Consider the following 21,870-nt stretch of genomic DNA (forward strand, 5'->3'; position numbering starts at 1 on the left):
TATCATTAGTTAGATACAACGGTCTCATCAGTAATAGGTAATATCGTAGCGTCAGACGCGATATACCCTGCTACTTCCCTTTGCATTTCAGCCGTCACTGCCGCACTGGCTGCTGGGCTTAAACTTGATGCATGCGCACCACTGTTGAATAAAACCAAGCCACTTAATGCATCGCTACCAGATTGAGTAGTTGTCACCTGCTCTAAACCAATGGTATTAGCAAGAGCTAACTGACCAGACAATGGTAATGATGTACTAACGGGTATGACTTGGTCAGGCAAGTTTTCTTCACCGCCATCACCTACCACTGTCATCATATGTACCGGCGTCGTTTCACCAAGCGTAGTAGCATAGTTAGTTGGGTCACCAGCGTCCATCACCGTTTGTGCAGCAAATGCGAATTCAGCAAATACCGCATTCACTTCTGCAGCTTGTTCATCGCTTAAGGCATCCATAAATGCGCTTACCGCACCCACTAACTGTGCTTCTGAAACATCAGTTGTGCCATAAAGCTGAGTTAACAAGGCAACAAACTCTTCAGACGACTGAGATAAAAGCAATCCTTTAATGAGCGGACCAAAGGTAGGAGACTCAAGTAAGAACTGAGCCGCACCGCCTCCTGGAGACTCTAACGAGGCTTGTTTAACAGCGTACATACCGTCTAACGCACCTAATGTTTCGCCCATGCTGGTGTTAGCTACTGCGGCAAAGTTACCGCCAGTAATAGCGCCTAGTGATACACCCATGATAGATACACGAGACATATCAAATGACACATTCTGACTTGCGGTAGCATCAACTACTGCGTTTAAACCTAAACGTAAGCCCAATAAATCAGACACGCTTTGACGCAGGTTATCACGCGCAGTTGGCAAGCTAGCCAAGTTCATGTAATGCGTAGCACTTACCGTTGTTGCATTAATTTCGTCTATACCGTCACCGTCTAAATCATAACCACGAGTACCGTGAAGCGGTTGGTCGATAGCTACCGAAGCAATGCCTGCCAAAGACAATGTCCCCGTAATGGCTAGCATATCTTCTTTTTTACTGGTGATACCATGGGCTAGAATTACTACAGGCCAACCCGCTTCTGGCATGCTGACAGAAAAGCCAAGTGCGCCCGCAATTGCTGGGTCAGGAATAGTCACCTGCACATCTAGCGTCTCTTCACCCATGTTTCCGCCAGTCATCTGAGGGAATGGGTTAAACTTAGTGATGTTACGGGCGTTATCTAGCATTTCGCCATCAACACGTAAATCAGATAAGCCAAGGCTCGAGCACGTTTCGAAATTGGGACCTGGTGTAGCACTAGCGAGTACTTCATCAGAAGCCGTTGCTAACACAATACCGCTGTCGCAGGCTGCTTGCCAAAACTCGTTAACCGGCGCTGTTGGGTTTTCTGCGCTTGGGACACCTAAGAAATAAGGAAGCGACACGCTACCTTCATAACGTTGTGCCGCACAAAATGGGCCCGCTTCAGCAAGTATGCCAGTTGACACAGCTACAGCGAAATCGTTTACTGCACCCCATTGGGCAGACAACTGACCTGATACAGTACCCGCTAACCCAGCACACGTTTCAAGAGCACTGAAGTCAGTGGCTTCGATAATAGGCACTAAAGCTGCTGCCTCAGCAGGTAAATTATCTATACCAACTGAAACCGCACCAGCCACCACATCTTCGGTAACTAAGTTTAATGCTTCCATCGCCGTAGGTGCGCTATCAACGTCCCCCACTACAATAACTGGAAGTGCTTCACCTGCGGTTGGGTCTCCAGCAGCAGCGCGCGCAGCAAACTCACCCACCATCACTTTTTTGATAGTGTCGAGTGAATTCTCAATTGATTGAGTAGTGAATGCAGAAACATAGGTGATATCTTCACGCTCATAACCTGCACCAATCACTGGGTTCACCAATGAGTTCACTATGCCTTGAAGTAGTAATTGAGCATCACTTGATAATGGTAATGTATTAATATCTTGTCGCGTTAAATCCCACGATGTAGAGCCTTGAACTGCTTTACCTGACGAATCTTTCAAAGCAGTGGTCATCACCAACATGTGACCTTGAGCCGGCTTCAATGGCTTTAATGGCACAAAGGTGATAGTTGATTCATCAGCAAGAGAAAGTACATAATCTTCGCCGTAAACCAACTGGTCGCCAAGTTTACAACCCGCAGAAGGCGTTGTGATTTGCGCACAGTCTGGATCGTTTAAATCCAACCCTAAGGTTGCTTCAAACATCAACACACCCGCTGCTAAGGTAGAAGCGTCTAGCGAAACACCCGCTGGTGTCTCCACTGAAATAGCAAATGGATGCTGAGTTGACCAACCATCTAGCACGTTAAGTGCGTTTTGTGGGTCAGCGAAGTTAGTTGGATCGTCTACCGGAATGTTAAGGGTATAATCGAAGAATCCGTCATCCCCAGGCAGCATTAGAAGATCGTTAGGTATATTTAAATCGCCACTAGCGGGATCAAACACGATACGTGAAAATGGTGTTTGGACCTCTGTCTCGGCCTGAATATCGGACAGGGTATCATCGGAGCCGCCACAGCCTGTTAGACCCAGCGCAAGGGCCACACTGGAACTTAATATGAGTTTTCTCATTCTTACTCCCTACAAGCATTGTTGTTATTCTGTGTATCTAAAACTCGCATTGCTTGTAAGATGGCACCTTTAAAGCCTTGTTCTTACTGCAAACTCACCGAGTTTCAAACATGTTAGACCAGTTGTATCTCCCTCAATCTTATTAACTTTGTTGCAACTTTGCAAAGTTTTGTTAACGCTAAACGTTATTTTTTTTTACGTTTGGCGTTTTTATACTTCGAAAGTTTTACTTATTGCCCAGTGTGAGTATCATCTGCACCTATATAATATGAAACTATTGTGCAGAAAAACACATGCGAATTTATAAAGGAAACTGATGAACGATTATCAAGCCCCTGCCGATTTATTAAAGGGTAAAGTCATTCTTATCACAGGTGCTGGCGATGGCATCGGTGCTCAAGCCGCTCGAACATACGCAAAACATGGCGCAACCTGTATTTTACTAGGCAGAACCGTCTCTAAGTTAGAAGCCGTTTATGACGAAATCGTAAATGCTGGGAGTGTTGGGAATGCTGAGCCGGCACCAGAACCCGCAATAGTACCTTTAGATATAAAAGGCGCAACACCGTCACACTACCAGCAAATGACACAAACCATTATAGACCAGTTCGGTAAACTAGATGGCGTATTGCACAACGCTTCGGTGCTTGGACATTTAAGTTCATTTAAAGATATTGAGCAGCAAGAATGGCTTGATGTGATGCAAACCAATTTAAACGGTACGGTGTTTTTAACTCAAGCGCTAATCCCTGCCCTTGAAAAAGCAGACAATGCATCGGTTATTTTCACTACCTCTAGCGTTGGCCGCAAAGGGCGCGCGTTTTGGGGAACTTATGCGGTATCTAAGTTCGCTACAGAAGGTGTTATGCAGACATTAGCTGACGAGTATCAAAATAAGTCGCTACGCTTTAACTGTATTAATCCAGGCGGCACGCGCACTAATATGCGAGCTCAGGCTTTTCCAGCTGAAAACCCTGATACATTGAAAACACCTGCCGACATCATGCCTATGTATCTTTACCTCATGGGTAAGGACAGTATTGATGTGAATGGTCAATCTCTTGATTGCCAACCTAAGCGCTAGCGCAAAAGATAACAAGCAACAGACCCCCAAAGAAAAAGCCGCGTAAAACGCGGCTTTTTATGATGAACCTTTGTGTTTGGCCTAGCGCACTCCAATGAGTGCACTAGTAGCTGGCTAAAACAGTCACTGTTCGAATGACAATATCAACGACTATCTAGCTTTAGTCGCCTATTTTAGCCCAAGTATCACGTAATCCTACTGTGCGGTTAAACACAGGCTTATCGTCAGTACTGTCGGCATCTAAGCAAAAATAACCGGTACGCTCAAACTGCCATGCACCTGCTTCAGATCCTCGCTTAGCAAGCCCAGCTTCCGCCCAGCCAGTTAGAACCGTTAATGACTCAGGGTTTATCACATCGGTAAAGTTCTCTTCAGCGGCTGGATTCGGTACGTTGAACAAGCGATCGTATAACCTAAACTCAGCTTGCTGCGCAGTACCAGCGTCAACCCAATGAATCACGCCTTTAACCTTGCGGCCATCGGCAGGATCTTTACCTAAAGTGTCAGCATCATAAGTACAGTAAACGGTGGTTACATTACCGTCTGCATCTTTTTCTACACGGTTAGCTTTAACCACGTAGGCATTACGCAAACGTACTTCTTTATCTAGCACTAAACGCTTGAACTTTTTGTTTGCTGATTCGCGAAAATCTTCTGCTTCAATCCAAATTTCGCGACCAAAACTAATTTCGCGAGTACCCATAGACTCATCACTTGGATGATTCGGCGCTACCAAGGTTTCGCTGTCGTTTTCTGGGTAGTTTTCAATCACTAATTTAATGGGATCGAGAACGGCCATCGCACGAGGTGCATTCACGTTTAGGTCTTCACGAACACACGCCTCTAACATGGACATTTCAACCATGTTGTCCATTTTAGTCACGCCAATACGTTTACAAAATTCGCGTACCGAACCCGCGGTATAACCACGACGGCGTAGGCCAGCAACGGTAGGCATGCGAGGGTCGTCCCACCCGCTAACATGATTTTCTTCAACCAATTGAATCAAGCGACGTTTACTTAATACTGTATATTCAAGATTAAGACGTGAAAACTCATACTGACGTGGCGTGCTGTCAATAGTGATATTTTCAATTACCCAATCATACAAACGGCGGTTGTCTTGGAACTCCAAGGTACACAACGAGTGCGTAATGCCCTCTATTGCATCCGAAATACAGTGCGTGAAGTCGTACATAGGGTAAACACACCACTTATCACCCGTTTGATGGTGATGAGCGTGTTTAACACGGTAAATTACAGGGTCACGCATGCACATGAAGGGTGAAGCCATGTCAATTTTGGCACGAAGGCTACACTCGCCTTCTTTATACTCGCCCGCAGTCATTTTAGCGAATTCGCGCTGATTGGTTTCAACGTCGGTATCACGGTATGGGCTGTTTTTACCTGGCGCAGTTAATGTGCCACGTAATTCGCGCATCACGTCTTGGGTTGAAAAATCAACATAAGCTAAGCCTTTGTCGATTAATTCATTAGCGAAGCCATGAAGTTGATCGAAATAATTTGAAGAGTAACGCTCTTCACCATCCCACTCAAAGCCCAACCACTTAACGTCTTCTTTGATAGAATTTACGAACGCAATGTCTTCTTTTGCTGGGTTTGTATCGTCGAAACGCAGATTACAAGAACCTGAGTAATCTTGTGCAACACCAAAATTTAGGCAAATAGACTTTGCATGACCAATATGCAAAAAGCCATTTGGCTCCGGCGGGAACCGAGTTTTAATACTCTCGTGCACACCGTTGGCAAGGTCTTTGTCGATGATCTGACGGATAAAGTTGGTCGGACGGTGCTCAGTCTCGGCCATTCGCGTGTTCCCCTTAGCGTTTAAATTAACGTTCAAAAATAATCGTAACGTTTAAGATTAATAAATATTATGAATTAGTATAACACTGACGTAAAACCGACAACCACGTTTTATTACACCTAGCCTTACAAGTGATTAGTTTTAATGCGATGAAACGGTTTTTTACCGCTTCTGGTATTAAAAAACGGCGTGTGAATAGCAAAAAAAGCGTGGTTAGAAAAAAGTATGGTATCTTTCTTCTTGTCGACAACTCGGTCGTAGCAGACAAACATGGTGCCCATGAAAGAAAAAGCAACCTCTTTTGATATTGCACATTTGGCAGGCGTTTCTCAATCAACAGTATCAAGAGCGCTAAATAATAGCCCTTTGGTAAATCAAGAAACCCGTGATCGGGTTCAGCGTATTGCTCGTGAACTCAATTACAAAGTTGATAAAAATGCCAGTAATTTACGCAAGCAAAAAAGCAGCACCATAGCGCTTTTGTTGTTTGAAGATCCTACCTCAGATGATTCAATGATTAACCCTTTCTTCCTTGCCATGTTAGGTAGCATTACCCGCGCCTGTGCAGCTGCGGGTTATGACTTACTAGTGTCATTCCAAAACTTGGAAGACGACTGGCATGCAGAATATGAAGATTCAAATAAAGCCGATGGCATTATTTTACTGGGGTACGGCGATTACACCGATTACCGCAGCAAAGTGGCACAACTTGAGTCACAAGGCACCCACTTCGTTCGTTGGGGCGCACCCGATGCCGCCCACCCTGGTGTTAGTGTTGGTTGTGATAACTTTCAAGGCGGCTACAGCATTACCGAGCATTTAATTGCTTTGGGCAGAACTCGATTTGCTTTTATTGGTGATTCCGGTAACAAAGCTCCTGAGTTTATGGCGCGTTTTCAAGGGTATAATGAAGCGCTAACAAACCATAATCTTTACGAAAGTTCGTTGCAAAGCGATGCCGTTTCTACCGAAGAAGCCGGTTATGATGCCATTCAAGGTATGTTGAACGATGCCAACACTAACGGAACAGGATTACCTGACGCTATTGTTTGTGCGTCTGATCTCATTGCAATGGGTGTATTAAGAGCGTTAAGGCAAACTGAGTTGAGTGTGCCCGACGATATTGCCGTGGTGGGTTACGATAATATCGCAGTGTCAGCTTTCACAACCCCTGCGCTAACCACCGTTCAGCAAAATACAAAGCTAGCTGGCGAATTATTGGTAAGTACGTTAATTAAAGCTATTTCAAACGAAACAGTAGAAGATTTCCTAATGCCTGCCGAAGTCATCATTAGACATTCATGTGGGGCAAAAAGATAGGCTGCCTAAAGCTAATAAGCGAGACTATCGAGAAATATGGAGATGCCCTGCTGAAACTTGATTTATAAATAGTAAAAAGGCGCTTATTATTAGTCAATAACACTAGCAATAAGCGCCTTTTTGTTACGAAGTAAAAATTATTGCGCTGACATCTGTTTGATAAGTGCCGCTTCTAGCGCATTTGAATCTAACGCCCCTTCCCTAACCCATACTTGAACGCCATTGGCGGATACTGACGTTGTTAACGGGTCACCGGCAACCAATTCACGTGTTTCACCAGACAATTGTTCAGACCATGTGCCAGCTTGCATATATTCATCCACACTGAAATCGGCAGGTTTATCGGCCTTATTTAGCAGTACCAACGCGGTTTGTTGTACACTATCACTTTGTAAAACACGGTAAAATGCGGCTTCATGCCCGGCTAACTCAAGGTTGAACTGCAAACCTCGTTGAAGTACTGGTGTGTTTTTACGCACATTCGCAATTTTAGCCAATTCGATGGCAATAGGATGAGACTTTGCGTTGTCTATATTGTCTTGGCCAAAGTAATTGCGGTTACCTTGGTGTTCAGACGTACCACGCATAAAGCCAATTTCTGACCCTTGGTACACCACAGGAATACCACGAACCGTAAATAACCAGTTATGGGCATTGATAAAGCCATTATCGGTAGCGTTAATACGCGCCATGTCGTGGTTGTCATAAAATGTAGTTAAATCATAAGGGTTGTTGTAAGGCCCATGGGTTAGATACAAAGTGTCGGCTAATGTAGCGAAGTCACTTTCAAGTGGCTTTTCGAACACTTTCACCATGGCTTCTTGCATTGGGAAGTCAAGCACACTTACCGCGCCATTCTTTGGAAGGGTATGCTGCGCAATAAAGTTCGCATCATATTGGAAGCTTTCTCCGAACATAAAGAAGTCGGGATGTTCTGCCCTAACCCGGTCTGACATTTCTCGCCAAAAATCATGAGGGACATGTCGAATGGTGTCGATACGAAACGCATCCGCGCCTTGTGAAATCCAATAAAGGTAACTATTGATAAGATAATCTCTTACCTTGGGGTTTTGATCATCAAGATTAGACAACTTTACTAGGTCTGGGTAATCATGAAAAAACTCATGAAGTGGATTATTTTTTGGGTCTAAGTCTTCAGGGGCTAAATTCTGGTGATCAGCAACTAACTCACCTTCCGCATTATAAATTTCACCGTACCCTGGTTGGTCAGAGGGCATGGTGAAGCTTGGCGTACCGTGGTTTGCCACAATATCAAATACCGATTTCAAACCAAAATTTTCACGCATTTGTGTGGTGTATTGCTTCACACTTAAATCATGACTTATCAAATGCTCATCAGCTTTATAAAAATTAGTTGCCCAGTAACCGTGGTAGCCCGTTTTCCCGCCATCTTTAAAAGCGCCGCCATAAGTGATTTGCTCATCACCACTAAATGATTGGTTTGGGTTTTCTAGCACTGGTGTCATCCATACAGCAGTAAACCCCATATCGCGAATATAGTCGCCGTTGTTTAGCACCCCTTTCAAATCGCCCCCCATGTACCCTACATACGCTTTTTCGCCGTTAGGGCCATTCATGGGAAGCTGCCAAGTTGGAAATTCTCCGCCTTGATTTTCATGGTTATTGCTGGGGTCGCCATCAACGAACCTATCGGTCATCACAAAATAAATTGCTTCGCTGGCAAACGGTGTGCTGGTGCCTAGAATAGTGACTTTTGTTTCAGCGTGTTTAGTAGAGCCTGTGCCGGCTTCTACACTGGACGCTGACGTACTAGCACAACCTGATATTGCACCTACACTCAATGCAACTGTGATAGCAACGGTAAGGGTTTTTACTTTATGAATCATTATGCTAGTTCCTTATCAGCGACTTCAGCTTCTACTACGTCATGTTCTTTTACAAAAAATACAGCAATGGCGCCCAATAACATTGACGCTCCAGCGACAACGATTATGTATTTAGCCTCGTTATTGAACACACTACTTAAAATCCAACCTGCAGTTAAACCAGACACTATTTGTGGTGCGGCTACCGTAAAGTTAAATATGCCCATATATACACCGGTTTTGTTGGCTGGTAACGCCCCCGCTAACATGGCGTAAGGCATGGCTAAAATAGCCGCCCATGCAATCCCTACTCCAATCATTGGGATCAGTAGCTTCACGGCCCCTAGGGGCACAGTAACTTCAGTAATTAACAAGTTTACATTCACCATGGTGAGGTCTTGGAAGAAAAGGAAGCTAACATAGCTTACGCCGCCCAAAATTAACGCCCCGGCATAAATGGTTTTTCTACCAAATTTATCAGCTAGACGAGCAAGGAATACTGAGAAGACGGCGGCGAATACCGAGTAAGCAGCAAACAATATACCCACCCAGTCACCGGCTGCGCCTTTAGCGGCTACAATAGCGTCTGGTACTTGTGCAACTGAGGCAATGTGCGCTGGATCCCACCAGATCTTGTCAACGCCCCAGATATGCTGGGTAATTGCTGGTGTGGTATATACCCACATAATAAACAGGGCAAACCATGAAAAAAATTGTACAACGGCAAGTTGTTTCATGGTTTTAGGCATGTGAACAACCAAAGAAAAGAATTCTTTCATACGCACGGTAAAGGGTGCTTTTGGCGTATTTTGTGGCTCAACGTTACTTTCAGCGCTTAGGCCTTTGTATCTATTGTACTCTTCTGGTGAGTACTCTTTGGTGCGAAACACCGTCCAAATTACCGTACCAAGCAATACCGTAGCACCAATATAGAAAGCCCAAATAACAGAAGGCGCGACTTCGCCCATTTGTGCAGTATTTTCAAGACCAACCACGTTAGTTAATACGAATGGCAATATTGAACCAATAACGGCCCCAATATTGATAAGCAACGATTGGATAGAGTACCCAATGTTACGCTGCGACGGTGGCACCATATCAGACACTAAAGAACGGAAAGGCTGGAAGCACACATTAAAAGATGCATCCATTAGCGCGACCATCAGCGCCCCCATTAGCATTGGCGCTAGAAAGGCCACAAATAAAGGCGCATTAGGTAATAAAATCATACCTAGCACTGCAGCTACAGCACCGGCAAGAATAAAAGGTCGTCTTCGACCTAAACGGTTCCAGGTTCTATCAGACGCTGAGCCAACAATAGGTTGTACAATCAACCCCATAATTGGCGCTACAAGCCAGAAGAGTGATAACGAATGAAGGTCTGCCCCTAGGTCGGAAAGAATTCGGCTTACGTTGGCATTTTGCAGCGCAAAACCAAATTGTACACCAAGAAAGCCAAAACTGACGTTCCATATTTGCCAGAAAGAAAGGCGAGGTTGAGTTGCTTGCATATTTTGCTCTATTTATTGTTTTACTATGATAATTCGCATTAATGCGCAATATAAACGGTTGCGGACATTGCCGGTAAAGATATGGTATCAGTGGTTTTGTATGACTTACCATCGCTTACACGCGTTAACGTTTTGTGTGAAGACAACATTTCGTCATAGGTAGTCAGCGGTATATCCACAGGCTCTTTATTTAAGATAACCATAATTTTGTCGCCTCGCGTTTCATTTGGCGTTGGCGCGTTAACCTTGCTATTTTTCTTGCCTTCGGGTGTAGAAATAGGCTCACGGAAAAACGTATAAACACCATCAGTTGGGGCGTAATGTTTAAGGGAGCCTTCAAATTGTAATGGGTGCGTTTTTCGCAGTTGAAGAAGTTGTTTGATCCGTTGCTGAGCCCAACGTTCATCGGTAGTTAACCCTTCGCCAGTAAATGCATTTTTCTTACTATCAGAAGGCCAACCGCCTGGAAAGTCAGAACGAATAATGCCGTGGTCCTCACTGCCCTCGTTTTGCATGAGTATTTCGGTGCCGTAAAACACCTGAGGTATCCCACGAGTCGTAAGCAGTAACGACATCGCCATATTCCACTTTTCTACATCATGACCAAGTTGTGTATAAATTCGACTCATGTCATGGTTGTCAGGAAAGATAACCAAGTTGTTCGGATCGCCGTAAAGAAAATCAGTGGCGAGTGTCTCATATATACTGATAAATCCCGAGTTCCAACTTTCTTCGTTAGTCAGCGCCTTAATGACTGCCGCTTGTAGTGGAAAATCCATGACGGAAGGCAACGCGCTATCGTAGTCATCATGTCTCTTACTTCCTGCTTGCCAATAAGCTGTTATAGCAGGGTTAACTGACCATTCTTCTCCTACTATATTGAGATTCGGGTACTCGCTGATTAGACGGTTCGTCCAATCGCTTAAAAAAGCTTTATCGGGGTACGAATACGTATCTACTCGAATCCCACTTAAATTAGCACTTTCAACCCACCAAATGGCATTTTGGATAAGATAGTTTGCAAGGTGAGGATTGCGTTGATTTAAATCTGGCATGGTAGGCACAAACCAACCATCGCTAAACCCTTTGATATCACTTTTTATCGCATGAGGGTCGTGAAGTGATTCACGTTTATGCGTAGTACCAATAAACTTACTATTGTTGTTTATCCAGTCATTTGAAGGGGTATCTTCCATCCATTTGTGATTGCTACCTATATGGTTGAGAACCATATCCATGATAACACCAATACCCCTTTTATTTGCTGCGCGACTTAACATCAAGAAGTCTTCGTTAGTACCATAGCGAGGGTCAATTTGGTAATAGTCTGTAGTCGAATAACCATGATAGCTATATGTATCCATAGCGTTTTCAAGCAGCGGCATGGACCACAGTTGGGTAAAGCCTAACGCTTCTATGTAATCAAGATGCTGAATAATACCTTCAATGTCACCGCCATGCCGACCGCCTTTTAACGAGCGATCCGCCTTATCAATAAATCCCTCAACATCGTCGTTGTCTTTGTCGCCATTAACAAACCTGTCTGGAGCAATCAAGTAGATAGCATCTCGCGGACCAAAACCTTTTCGTAACGCTGAACCATCCCTTCTCTTTTGCAACGAATAACTAATGTCGCGTGTAGAGCCATCAGTATCGACAAATCGGAGTTTGACATCTCCAGCTTTTGCTTTTGAAGTATCTAATGTAACGAACAAGTAGTTCGCGCTTTCAAGTGCATGCTTTTCTCGAAGCACAACGTCACTATTAACAATGGTAACGGTATCATCAGCTATATCGTCGCCATAGATCATCAGTTCAACGTTACTATCATGCATACCTACCCACCAGTTAGGTGGGTAAACGTCAATACTACTTTCTTGTGATGAATAACAGTTAAATACGGGAAGTGTTAAAGCAGATGTAAAAAGTGCCATTAGAACACTTTTTCGCTTTGAAATGCCTATTGGACGAACGGCCTTATTTACGCGGTTTAAATTGAACACATCAACCCCATGTTAAAATTACGTTAAGTGAAAGACAGAATTCAGATACTAACCTGCGCTTTGATTGGAACCAATGTTATGCATACGTATTCACGAATCGGCATGTAAGAATCCATGCGAATTAACATAAATAGAAGGTTTTGATTCTGCAATCGAAGCAAAATTCACACAAATAGTTAAAATGCGAATACTCTTGTTTCTAATCCGTTTAATGAAAGTGTCGCTGTGTAATTCGAACCACTGAGATTAAATGTTATTCCCTTATGAGTAAGTAAAGGCTCAAGAGTGAGTTCAGTGGTATTTTTTTGCAGTGACGAAATAGGAATGGTTAACGTTATAGGGCCAGTAGATTCTGTACTAAAGTTAGCAATAACAACTATACCATGCTCATTTTTTTCTCTCATAAAAGCAAATTGCATTTCCGTGTATGCTGTGCCGTCTGCGGCGAGATTCAATGCATGTAGGCTTTCATATTTTCCGGTTACAGCAGGATTAGTAGCAACAATACCCATAGTCTCTTTATAGAAATTGTGTAATGCTTTTTCTTCGCTTGAAGACTGGCCTGCGTCAAACTTGCCACCATTCATAAACCGCTGATGTGCGGGCACACCAATATAGTCAAAGATTGAAGTACGACTAGGGTCTCCAAACCCCGCTTCTTCACTACCGTCCTCACCTAAATCCTGACCAAAATACAAGAGGATTGGTGAAGCACTTATCAGTGCGCTAACGGCGAGCGCAGGTTTACCTTTTTCTGCACCTCCAGCAAATTCTGGACTAGCGATACGTTGTTCGTCGTGGTTCTCAAGAAAGTGCAGCATATGAGTCGAAATATCGCTAACTTCATCGTGCACACTTACCAACTCACTTACCTTACCCTCTCCTTTCATTATCGTTTTCAAGGTGTCATAAAAGCCCACTTTATCGTAGAGATAATCCATCTTACCTAGCTGAATGTAGTCTCTGTATTTATCGGGTTGATAAACTTCCGCTAGCAAAAACGCATCAGGGTTTCTCTGTTTAATGGCACTGTTTAAAAATGACCAGAATGCTACGGGCACCATTTCAGCCATGTCGAACCGAAAACCATCAACGCCTTTATCTAGCCAGTAGATGGCAATGTCTCTAAATTTGTACCAAGAGTCTGGTAATGATTTGTCAGCCCAAAAAGCAGCATGCTCTTGCACAGACTTATCTCGATACGCTTCTGGTAACTCAGGAAAGTCATGGGTTCCGTCGGGTCTTACACCGTAATTTATTTTAACGGTTTCGTACCAATCATTAATATCAGGCTGTGATGCTCGACTGCCATTGCCCGTCCATTTAGCCGGAAATTCATCAAACTTTCCGTCAACCAATTGATGCTGATTTTTTTCAGTAGCTTTGCCGCCTAAAACGGTATCTGCAACGCCCTCTGGCAATACGAAAGGTGTATTGGGTATGTAATAGAAATTATTGTCTCGAGCATACTCTTGCGATTTATCATCGTTAGCACCGAAGTTATCATGGCGTGGCGAAAAAGATTGATAACGGCGTGCAACATGATTAGGCACTATATCGATAACCACTTTCATACCGTGCTGATGAGTGCGCTGGATAAGCGCTTCAAATTCATGTAATCGATTTGCAGGGTTGTCTGCTAAATCAGGATTAACATTGTAATAATCTTTAACTGCATAAGGCGAACCTGCACGTCCTTTAATTACATCGGGATCATCGTCATCAATACCGTATTCTAAGTAGCTAGTGGCGAGGGCATGATGGGGTACACCGGTATACCAAATATGTGTAGTACCTAAGGCTTTTATGCTTTGAAGGGCTTGCGGTGTGAAATCACTAAATTTCCCCACACCATTTTCTTCGATGGTGCCCCAAGGTTTATTAGTTGTATTGGTATTCCCGAACAATCGAGTAAAGACCTGATATACCACGGGCTTGCCAGAATTAGGGGGAATTTGTGTTCGTGGGTGATTCGCGTTCTCATTTTCCATGAGATCGGCTCCTGACTGTGAGTAAGCGATGCATGATAAGAGGCCAAGTGATAAAGCCACTACTGTCAGTTTCTTAACCGCCGAGCTTTTGTTTACGCTTTTTATAGGAGTGTGTGCCGCGTTTTCTGCTGCACATTTCACCGTGTGGAGGTGATTTGTCTTTTTGATATCTAACACTACAAGCATACCTTTGCATTGAATTGCCAATAGCATACTCGTTAAGGGAATGTTAAAACAATTCCATACGTATTCAGTAATAAATTAGTACGATGTGATTGCTTTCTTCCGTTTCCCTTGTTCTTCGATTTGTCCTTTAATCTATTAGTAGTTTTTAAATAAGAGAAGTGCGTAATACAACACTGATACTATGCCGCTTTACTGGCTGTAAACTCTTCCTCTACTTTCATGCTGGCGCCAAACATATTTTCAGTTAAGCTGCCCGCCAGGTCATTTTTAATTCGTAATAAAAAGCTACGCAGCGCCGGAGTTAATTCACTCTCAATAGATTTGGGCTTGATACGATACACCGCACGTAAGCCATTGTAGTCAATCGGATCGCCCAAACGTTCAAAATTAAACCCGAACATTTTTAATCTGCGAGCCAATTTAGGTTCCATCAATACATAGGCATATTCCATTTCCTGTTCAACGCAAATACTCAGAGCGATGAAGTAGAGCGCCAAAGATAAATAAGGTATGTGTTCCAGTAGAACGCTTTCTGCTTTACTCACCTTTTGTTTACCAGAAGGTTTGAACGGCGCTTTAGCTTTAAGCTGTCTAACTCTAAACGATTTAGGAATGGCTAGACGAGAGATTTCGCAGATTGAAGTTCTACCCAATTGAGCGGGCACTAACGCTTTGTCTTCAATGGCGTGAATACATTTTTCTTCCAACGGCAGGGCTTGATTGCGAATAGCAGGCATAATGATACGAATCGTACCTGCACAATCTCCTGTCGGTAGATGTTTGATGTAACAATTGACAGAATAGTCATCATATCTATCAATTTCTAATCCTGTAGAGCGCTCTTTTTCGAAGTTCATTTCTTCACAATAAACTTCGTGCCTTGTGCTGAAACATGTCTCTCGGTCTTCGTTATTTTGTGCGACCACAAGTGAGTAACGACTAAAGAAAAAACTTGATAGTTCATCCATCTGTTTTTTCTTTCTTTTGTTTCTCAATTTCTTCAAATTAGCAGAAATATGGCTATGAATTGTTTTTAATTTACTTAGCGAAGTAGCGACACGTTTTTTCAATTTTTGGTCCTCTATAGATTTAGCAGGCCCAGTTTGAAAAGCATGACAAAAGCTCACCTTGCGCTCACGCACAATTTCACTCTCGAATACAACGATTCAAACCGATTTATAGTTTTGATTGATTATTATTATCCCGGCTCTCACGTATGAGGCTATTACCTGAGATATACTCTGATTTTGCTAAGCGATCGTAAAGTACCACGTTAGCGGTAGCAGCTAGATTCATGCACGAATAGGTAGGTATGTAGACAACATGGTCACACCACTCAAGCACGCTTTTATCTAAACTGCCATCTTCTGGTCCGAAAATGTACATTGCGTTTTCGGGATGTTTAAATTCTGGTAAAGGTAACGCGCCTTCTACTAGCTCTATGGCTACTACACTTGCATTCTCGGGCACGACCTCTTTTAAATCATCAACGCCGATAGTAGGGATCTTTTTATGGAAAGCCTTCGTATCAGCATTAAAGTTCTTCGCAATACGGTATCGGTATCCGGTGTAAAACACGCTTGAAACACCGTAACAACCTGCTGCTCGTAAGATAGAGGCAACATTCACGGGATTTTTAGGGTTTACTAACCCAATGCTTACTGTTTGCTTTGATAGCGAAAGGGAACTCACACGACCTCTTCTTATTATTTATTATTTTGTTATTTTGTTGCGCAATCGTTTTTCAGCACTGCCATCTTATCTATTGCAGCTTTACGCCATTCTAATTTATTAGTTACTTCGGTATTGAGCGTTATTCTTATACTTTAGTTTAGTTGCGCGACGGTTTTATTACTCTGTGCAGTCTGCAATTCTTTTTGCCAATTCGATATAGCACGTCTTGCCATCCGCCTTCCCTGCCCGTAGCCACGTAATAGTTTCTTTTTATCCATTGTTAAACGTTTAACGCAGAACGCCTCATCAGGCGCAATGACAGTAATTTTGCAATCAGACGGCGGATTTAAGAGAAAATTCAATGTTTCGTTATAAATATTTGATCTTTTCGTCATCTTATCTAGTAAGGCGGGTTGAGCGCCATACATTTTTTCTAAAAGCCACGCTGTTTTTACTGCCGGCTTCGTGAAGCCCTTAGGTTGAGATAGCACTACCGTTATATCACGTGCCCCCATCTCATAAGCTTTTATTGCCGGTATAGCATCAGCCACTCCGCCGTCAACATAGCGGTTGCCATCTATTATGGGTTGTTCTCTAAACGCTGTTGGAATGGCACAGGATGCTACCATCAACGCATCAACATTTTCTTCCGTAGCTTGTATGTATTCACATTCACCCGACTCAACATTAGTGATCCCAACATACAGTGGCATTGCTGTTTTTTCACCTGGTGCAGGTATGCCCAACGACTTTTTAGAGTGATGCCATAACCAATGAACATCAGTCATATGCCCACCTTTAATAAAACGTATTGGGCTGAAAAACTCTCGTTTAGTGGCATGCTGCGTGATAATGGTCTTACTAAGGCCTGGCATTCTAGCTACGTATGTTGAGAGGTTTGTTGCCCCAGCCGACACTCCTATCGCGAAATCAAACGGATAGTAATTTTCCTCCATAAACTTATCCAATACGCCAGCTGCAAATACGCCACGCATCGCCCCACCTTCTACCACTAAAGCTGATTTCATTGTCTGAATCTCCGTTATAGCAATATATAAAATTACTACTTAATTAAATCCTTCTATTAGAGCACCCTTAGCCATCTAAAAGCTCAGGAAAAACAATGTTGTTCAGCAATGCCTATTATTAACCACACCTATTGCTGAAGCGCCAATGTGCATAAACATGCACTTTTGCTAAGTTGCAATTGTGTGTAGCGTTCATCTACTACATAGGTTGAACAAAGCAAAGTATGTTCCAATAGTGCGAATTTTTAATTTTGCCGTAATCGGGTGAGAAAGATGCAAGAGAAAAACTGATTGGCTTAATGGAAAAAACTGTTTAAAGAATAAAAAAGCCGTGAAAATCCACGGCTTTAGTTTTTTGATTCAACGCTAATAGTTATTTTGCGCTCACGGTGAGTGTAGGCGACTCTCCATTAGGACCAGACACTTTAAATTCGTAAAGCCCAGCATCAGTGACGTCAATAACAAGATTGTTGTTGCTAAATGACAACACTTTTGGCTGACCCGGCGTTACTAGGTTAGATGCCGCATCGTTTGGGTTACCTAAATTAACAGTATTCCAATCTTCTGATGCCACCTTGAACTCCGCACTTCCTATGCTGAGTTCAATATCTACCGTGTACTCACCCTCACCTTGGTAGGTAAATAGGTCAGTAGTTCCCCACCCGTTCATACCACCGCGAATGTACACTTCTGTATCACCGAAATAGGCTTCTTTATACACACCTATGGTGGGATTGTTTTCGTCATTTACATCAAAAACAAATACATAACGGTCAGCTTCTTCAATAGTCAAAAGCAGATTATCGTTTGTTCTTGCCAAAGCAGTCGTTTGACCTACGTTAACATTCTTATCTGCATCATCAGCACTCAATGCGCCAAAATTAACCGTATCCCAATCTTCAGAAGCGACTTTGAATTCATAACTGCCTGGGTCTATATCCATTGTCACTATATAGATACGCCCCCCTTGATACACAAGTTCGTCATTAGTGCCCCAATCGTTCACTGCACCTCGAATAAACACAGGTGTGCCAACATAGGGCTCTTCGTTAACAATAGTGAGTACTGGGGACTCTGAATCCGAGGCGTTTATGGTAAACAGATACGTAGCACCAATAGCCGGAGTGAATGATAAATTATTATTAGTTCTAGCCAAGATTTTAGGCTCACTTTCTACAAACGCAGCATCATCTCCGTCTGCGGCACCAAAATTAACCGTTTCCCAATCCTCTGAGGCAAACTTAAAGCCATAAGTGATTCCCGCTTCCAAGGCAACAGCAACTTCATAAATGCCATCCCCTTTATAAATAAATGGATTATCAGTCGTCCAACCGTTCATATCGCCGCGAAGGTAAGGCGTAGTTTCACCATAAGGCACAACATCCGGGGCACCAGAAGTTGCGTAGGCCGACAAACCGTAACCTTGTGCGCCAGATTGCGGCTTCACAAATACGGCAATGGTCAGTGCTGGAACCGTGAATATACCATTCCCGTCTTCAGCTTCGTTAAACGTAGCGCCTCGCACAGTTTCATCACTTGATTTCATTTGCGTCGCATGTAATGAAAACCCGGTTGCGGTATTGATGCTTATAGATTGCGTTTCGTACCCCGTATTCACAAGTACAACGATGGCATCATTTTGCATATCGAGGTCGGTACGTAGCGTTTCAGCATCAGCCGTAACACCATCATCAATACTCATGGCTATTAAGCCTTTTTGCTGGTTTGAACCGATATTATGAAAGCCAATACGGTTAATGATGTCCTCTGCGGTAGTTAAACGAAATAACGGACTTTCCATACGAATGGCAAGCAACTCGTTAAATACATCCGACGCGAGCAATATATCAGTCATCGTTGCTGCTCGTTCTGGGCTATAAATAAATTCACCCATTTCTTCCCAGCGAACTTCATTGTCTTGTGCTAACGGTAAACCCACATTCCAGTTGTTGGTTTCATAGGTAAAATCAACGAAGTTGAACCAGTCACCTGCATCATAGGTGTTTCTGTCCATAGACTTAGAGCGCAGTAAATCGCCCCCCATTTGCAAGAATGGAATACCTTGAGACACCAGTGGAATACCGATAGCGACATTCTGTGCACGTACGCGCTCACTCAACGAAATATCCATTGGCAAGGTGTAGTTCAGTTGATCCCATAAGGTTTCATTATCATGTTTAGACACATAGTTAATAATGTCGGCAGGATCGAGTGCGTAACCACCTAGGTTACTGGTATTGCTGGCCACACCAGCCGAGGTTTCAAGCACATAGTCTTGTAGGGTGCCTACCATGCTCATCTTCACTTTATCTTGATCGCTCAATAGCGCGTCAGAATCAGGTGAAAAGATATTCCCTTGGCGAATAGCTTCACGAATTCTATCGTTGTACGTGCCTATTTGCGTACCGGCCATATTTAGCTGGTTCGCTTGCTCATAACCTCTGTCAATGCGCGTCCAGCCTTCGCCGTAGAAGTAATTGTCTTCATCTAATGCTTGTACGCTGTTGCGCAATTGCAACATGGTTTCTTTAGAAGCTTGGCTCATAATGTCGAAACGAAAAGCGTCGTATTTGTAATGCTCGGTCCACATAAGTAGTGAATCTTGCATCAATTTTTCCATCATGACGTTGCGCGGTTCAGTGTCGTCACAGCAGGTTTCGCGAACAATATCACCCGTGTCTGTTTCATATCGATGGAAATAGCCAGGGACTACTTTGTCCAGTACAGATTTAGCAAACACGCCAGAGGCATTGGTATGATTAAATACCACATCTAAAGCAACTCGAAGGCCCATTTCATGCAGCGCTTGAATCATGGCCCGCATTTCAACTATACGTTCTACCCCCTCGGCGCTTGACGCATAGCTACCTTCAGGAGCGTTAAAATGATGTGGATCATAACCCCAATTAAAACCATCAATGGCACGCATATCACTTGTAAGCTGTTGAGCTTTCGCTGCTTCAGCTAGTGGGTCGTAGCTGTTGTATACATCAATAAGTTGTGTGGCACTGTTTTCTTCCTCACAAACTGCAGCTTCGGTATTTAGACGACACAAGTCCGCAACCGTATCAAATAAACCAACCGTTTTAGTCGGGTCCTCATCAATAGTGGCAATATCGTTCGCTGGCAGTACATGAAAGTAATTTAGCCCCGCTTCAACCAGTTTTTGTAGGTGTAAAACAGGTGCCGTGTTTTGCTCAGTAAATGCCATGTACTTGCCACGATTTGCTTCGCTTGTAGACATATCGCGAATACTGAAGTCTCGTACATGACCTTCATAAATAACGGCATCCTCAGGGTTTTCCAACGTAGGAATGACCTGCGTATCCCACCCCTCTGGTTTTAAATCGTCATCAGCTAAGTTAACAAAGCGAGAAAAGCGGCCATTGGTGCTAAGGCTTACCGAATAAGGGTCAGTAACTTCAAGTTTTTCTACCGCCCCCGTTTGCGGATGAAAAACCGTCACTTCATAGCGGTAAAGCTGTCTATCTAACGACATGTCTCCTTCAAATTGCCAAATACCTGTAACGGTGTCGCGTGTCATGCTATAGCGATTAGCGAGGGTTTTGTTATCGTTGAAGGTCAGCAAATCTACATTTTGAGCCGTGGGTGCCCATACCGCCACCGCAATACCCGTGTCAGAATATACGGCCCCTAAACTTGCTTCATTTGCATCTTCATCACCCGCCGTATAAATAGCATCAATAACCTTTGCGTTTTGTAAGCCTGTTGCTGCTATTAAAACGCCATCACTGTCATACCCACCTACTACGGCTTGAGTGGTTAAGACCGTTTTTGCATCCTCTAGGCTCCAGTCACCTTCCCACGCCTGAAGACCCGCTAGGTTTTCTGCTTTAGCAGTTTGGCTATCGTCTAACGTGGCAGGCATTAACGCTACTGACGTGCCGTTAATTCCACTTTCCAATGAACTTTCTAAGTCAGCATTCGGTGAATAGTGAAGCTTCACGGTAGATACGGTATCAGCCACATCCCACAATATCGTATTCGCATCTAACCAATGTGCGCCAAACCCCACTATATCCACTGGCTGTGGCCCAAGTGACATAATTGGGTATTCAAATAAAGTGGGCTCTCCCGATAAGGTAAAGTTCATTCGCACGTAAGTATCATCATCTTGAACTAGCGAAGCTTGGAAGTCAGAACCACCCAGCTCTTTGCCTGCATCGTCAGTGCCTAAGTGAATGATAAAATTGTGGCAATCATCAAAATCATTTTTTAAATCTAAAACCCAATACGCGCCATAATTAGGATCGATCCCCGTATGTTGACGTCCGTTGGCCCAATCAGTATCTGAATCGGCATATGCGTCACATTCATCGTTGTTCCAGGTATGCAAACGCCAGCCTTCGTACACGGGATCGTTTGTGGAATTATCAGCATCAACTGCCGCGCGGTTGTAGTATAAAACCGCTTGATTATCTGCAGGGAAAAATACCGGTAGTGGCAAACTTGGATCGGCGCCAACCACACACGCATCATTAGTTTCATTTGGTACCGTAGGTGCATCACACTGAATAGGCGGGGGTGCGACACACGCGCTGCCGTCTGCATTAGGTACGTTTGGTACATTACAAGTCAGTAAATTGTTAGAGCCAGATTCAACACCTGAGCCCCCGCAACCTACTACAAGAAGCGCCGTTAGAATAAGTGCTGCAATACGCCATACATTCAGCATTGGCGTTGATAAGGGTTTCGTTAACATGGATAACTCCAAATTTTTCTTTTTCATAAACGCAGTATTGGCATTGATTGCCTTAGGATTCAGCTT

The 21,870-nt window shown here is 43.6% G+C and carries 12 protein-coding genes; 2 read left to right on the forward strand and 10 right to left on the reverse strand.

What is annotated here, in order from left to right:
* Positions 1-5: 5 nt before the first annotated feature.
* Entirely contained in the window at positions 6-2,609 is a 2,604-nt protein-coding gene (locus AVL57_RS10295) for a VolA/Pla-1 family phospholipase (RefSeq protein ID WP_057791652.1), read from the reverse strand.
* Between the two features lie 316 nt (positions 2,610-2,925).
* Here AVL57_RS10295 and AVL57_RS10300 point away from each other — a divergent pair, with 316 nt between their 5' ends.
* Entirely contained in the window at positions 2,926-3,693 is a 768-nt protein-coding gene (locus tag AVL57_RS10300) for a YciK family oxidoreductase (RefSeq protein WP_057791650.1), read from the forward strand.
* Between the two features lie 160 nt (positions 3,694-3,853).
* On the opposite strand, the gene glnS is transcribed toward AVL57_RS10300, so the two are convergent.
* A complete protein-coding gene (glnS, locus tag AVL57_RS10305; RefSeq protein WP_057791648.1) occupies positions 3,854-5,521 on the reverse strand; it encodes a glutamine--tRNA ligase in 1,668 nt (555 codons plus the stop codon).
* Positions 5,522-5,800: 279 nt separating this feature from the next.
* Between glnS and AVL57_RS10310 the strand changes: the two genes are divergently transcribed.
* Complete coding sequence (locus AVL57_RS10310; protein WP_057796124.1) at positions 5,801-6,841, forward strand: LacI family DNA-binding transcriptional regulator; 1,041 nt, start codon at positions 5,801-5,803, stop codon at positions 6,839-6,841.
* Between the two features lie 137 nt (positions 6,842-6,978).
* Here AVL57_RS10310 and AVL57_RS10315 read toward each other — a convergent pair whose 3' ends face one another.
* From AVL57_RS10315 to AVL57_RS10350, 8 genes are all read right to left on the reverse strand, one after another.
* A complete protein-coding gene (locus AVL57_RS10315; RefSeq protein ID WP_057791647.1) occupies positions 6,979-8,709 on the reverse strand; it encodes an alpha-amylase family glycosyl hydrolase in 1,731 nt (576 codons plus the stop codon).
* Positions 8,709-10,199, reverse strand: coding sequence for an MFS transporter (locus AVL57_RS10320; protein ID WP_057791644.1), 1,491 nt, complete (start codon positions 10,197-10,199; stop codon positions 8,709-8,711). Before AVL57_RS10320 ends, AVL57_RS10315 begins: the two co-directional genes overlap by 1 nt.
* A 38-nt stretch (positions 10,200-10,237) precedes the next feature.
* On the reverse strand, positions 10,238-12,133 hold the full coding sequence (locus AVL57_RS10325) for a glycoside hydrolase family 13 protein (protein ID WP_057791642.1): 1,896 nt from the start codon (positions 12,131-12,133) through the stop codon (positions 10,238-10,240).
* Positions 12,134-12,378: 245 nt separating this feature from the next.
* Entirely contained in the window at positions 12,379-14,193 is a 1,815-nt protein-coding gene (locus tag AVL57_RS10330) for an alpha-amylase family protein (RefSeq protein WP_231751111.1), read from the reverse strand.
* 365 nt (positions 14,194-14,558) lie between these two features.
* Complete coding sequence (locus tag AVL57_RS10335) at positions 14,559-15,521, reverse strand: PEP-CTERM/exosortase system-associated acyltransferase (protein WP_231701195.1); 963 nt, start codon at positions 15,519-15,521, stop codon at positions 14,559-14,561.
* Positions 15,522-15,555: 34 nt separating this feature from the next.
* On the reverse strand, positions 15,556-16,071 hold the full coding sequence (locus AVL57_RS10340; RefSeq protein WP_057791637.1) for an RNA methyltransferase: 516 nt from the start codon (positions 16,069-16,071) through the stop codon (positions 15,556-15,558).
* 134 nt (positions 16,072-16,205) lie between these two features.
* Positions 16,206-17,081, reverse strand: a complete 876-nt coding sequence (locus AVL57_RS10345) for a patatin-like phospholipase family protein (protein ID WP_057791635.1) — start codon at positions 17,079-17,081, stop codon at positions 16,206-16,208.
* 373 nt (positions 17,082-17,454) lie between these two features.
* Positions 17,455-21,804 (reverse strand): alpha-1,6-glucosidase domain-containing protein, encoded by a 4,350-nt coding sequence (locus AVL57_RS10350; protein ID WP_061093607.1) that lies wholly within the window; start codon positions 21,802-21,804, stop codon positions 17,455-17,457.
* Positions 21,805-21,870 lie beyond the last annotated feature (66 nt).

Source organism: Alteromonas stellipolaris (assembly GCF_001562115.1).
GTDB lineage: Bacteria > Pseudomonadota > Gammaproteobacteria > Enterobacterales > Alteromonadaceae > Alteromonas > Alteromonas stellipolaris.

What these genes read in the sequence shown, in the direction of transcription:
- AVL57_RS10310 (WP_057796124.1), top strand. Translation starts at nt 5,801, where the DNA reads ATGAAAGAAAAAGCAACCTCTTTTGATATTGCACATTTGGCAGGCGTT.
- AVL57_RS10330 (WP_231751111.1), bottom strand. Translation starts at nt 14,193, where the DNA reads ATGGAAAATGAGAACGCGAATCACCCACGAACACAAATTCCCCCTAAT.
- AVL57_RS10350 (WP_061093607.1), bottom strand. Translation starts at nt 21,804, where the DNA reads ATGTTAACGAAACCCTTATCAACGCCAATGCTGAATGTATGGCGTATT.
- AVL57_RS10315 (WP_057791647.1), bottom strand. Translation starts at nt 8,709, where the DNA reads ATGATTCATAAAGTAAAAACCCTTACCGTTGCTATCACAGTTGCATTG.
- AVL57_RS10300 (WP_057791650.1), top strand. Translation starts at nt 2,926, where the DNA reads ATGAACGATTATCAAGCCCCTGCCGATTTATTAAAGGGTAAAGTCATT.
- AVL57_RS10345 (WP_057791635.1), bottom strand. Translation starts at nt 17,081, where the DNA reads ATGAAATCAGCTTTAGTGGTAGAAGGTGGGGCGATGCGTGGCGTATTT.
- AVL57_RS10320 (WP_057791644.1), bottom strand. Translation starts at nt 10,199, where the DNA reads ATGCAAGCAACTCAACCTCGCCTTTCTTTCTGGCAAATATGGAACGTC.
- glnS (WP_057791648.1), bottom strand. Translation starts at nt 5,521, where the DNA reads ATGGCCGAGACTGAGCACCGTCCGACCAACTTTATCCGTCAGATCATC.
- AVL57_RS10295 (WP_057791652.1), bottom strand. Translation starts at nt 2,609, where the DNA reads ATGAGAAAACTCATATTAAGTTCCAGTGTGGCCCTTGCGCTGGGTCTA.
- AVL57_RS10325 (WP_057791642.1), bottom strand. Translation starts at nt 12,133, where the DNA reads ATGGCACTTTTTACATCTGCTTTAACACTTCCCGTATTTAACTGTTAT.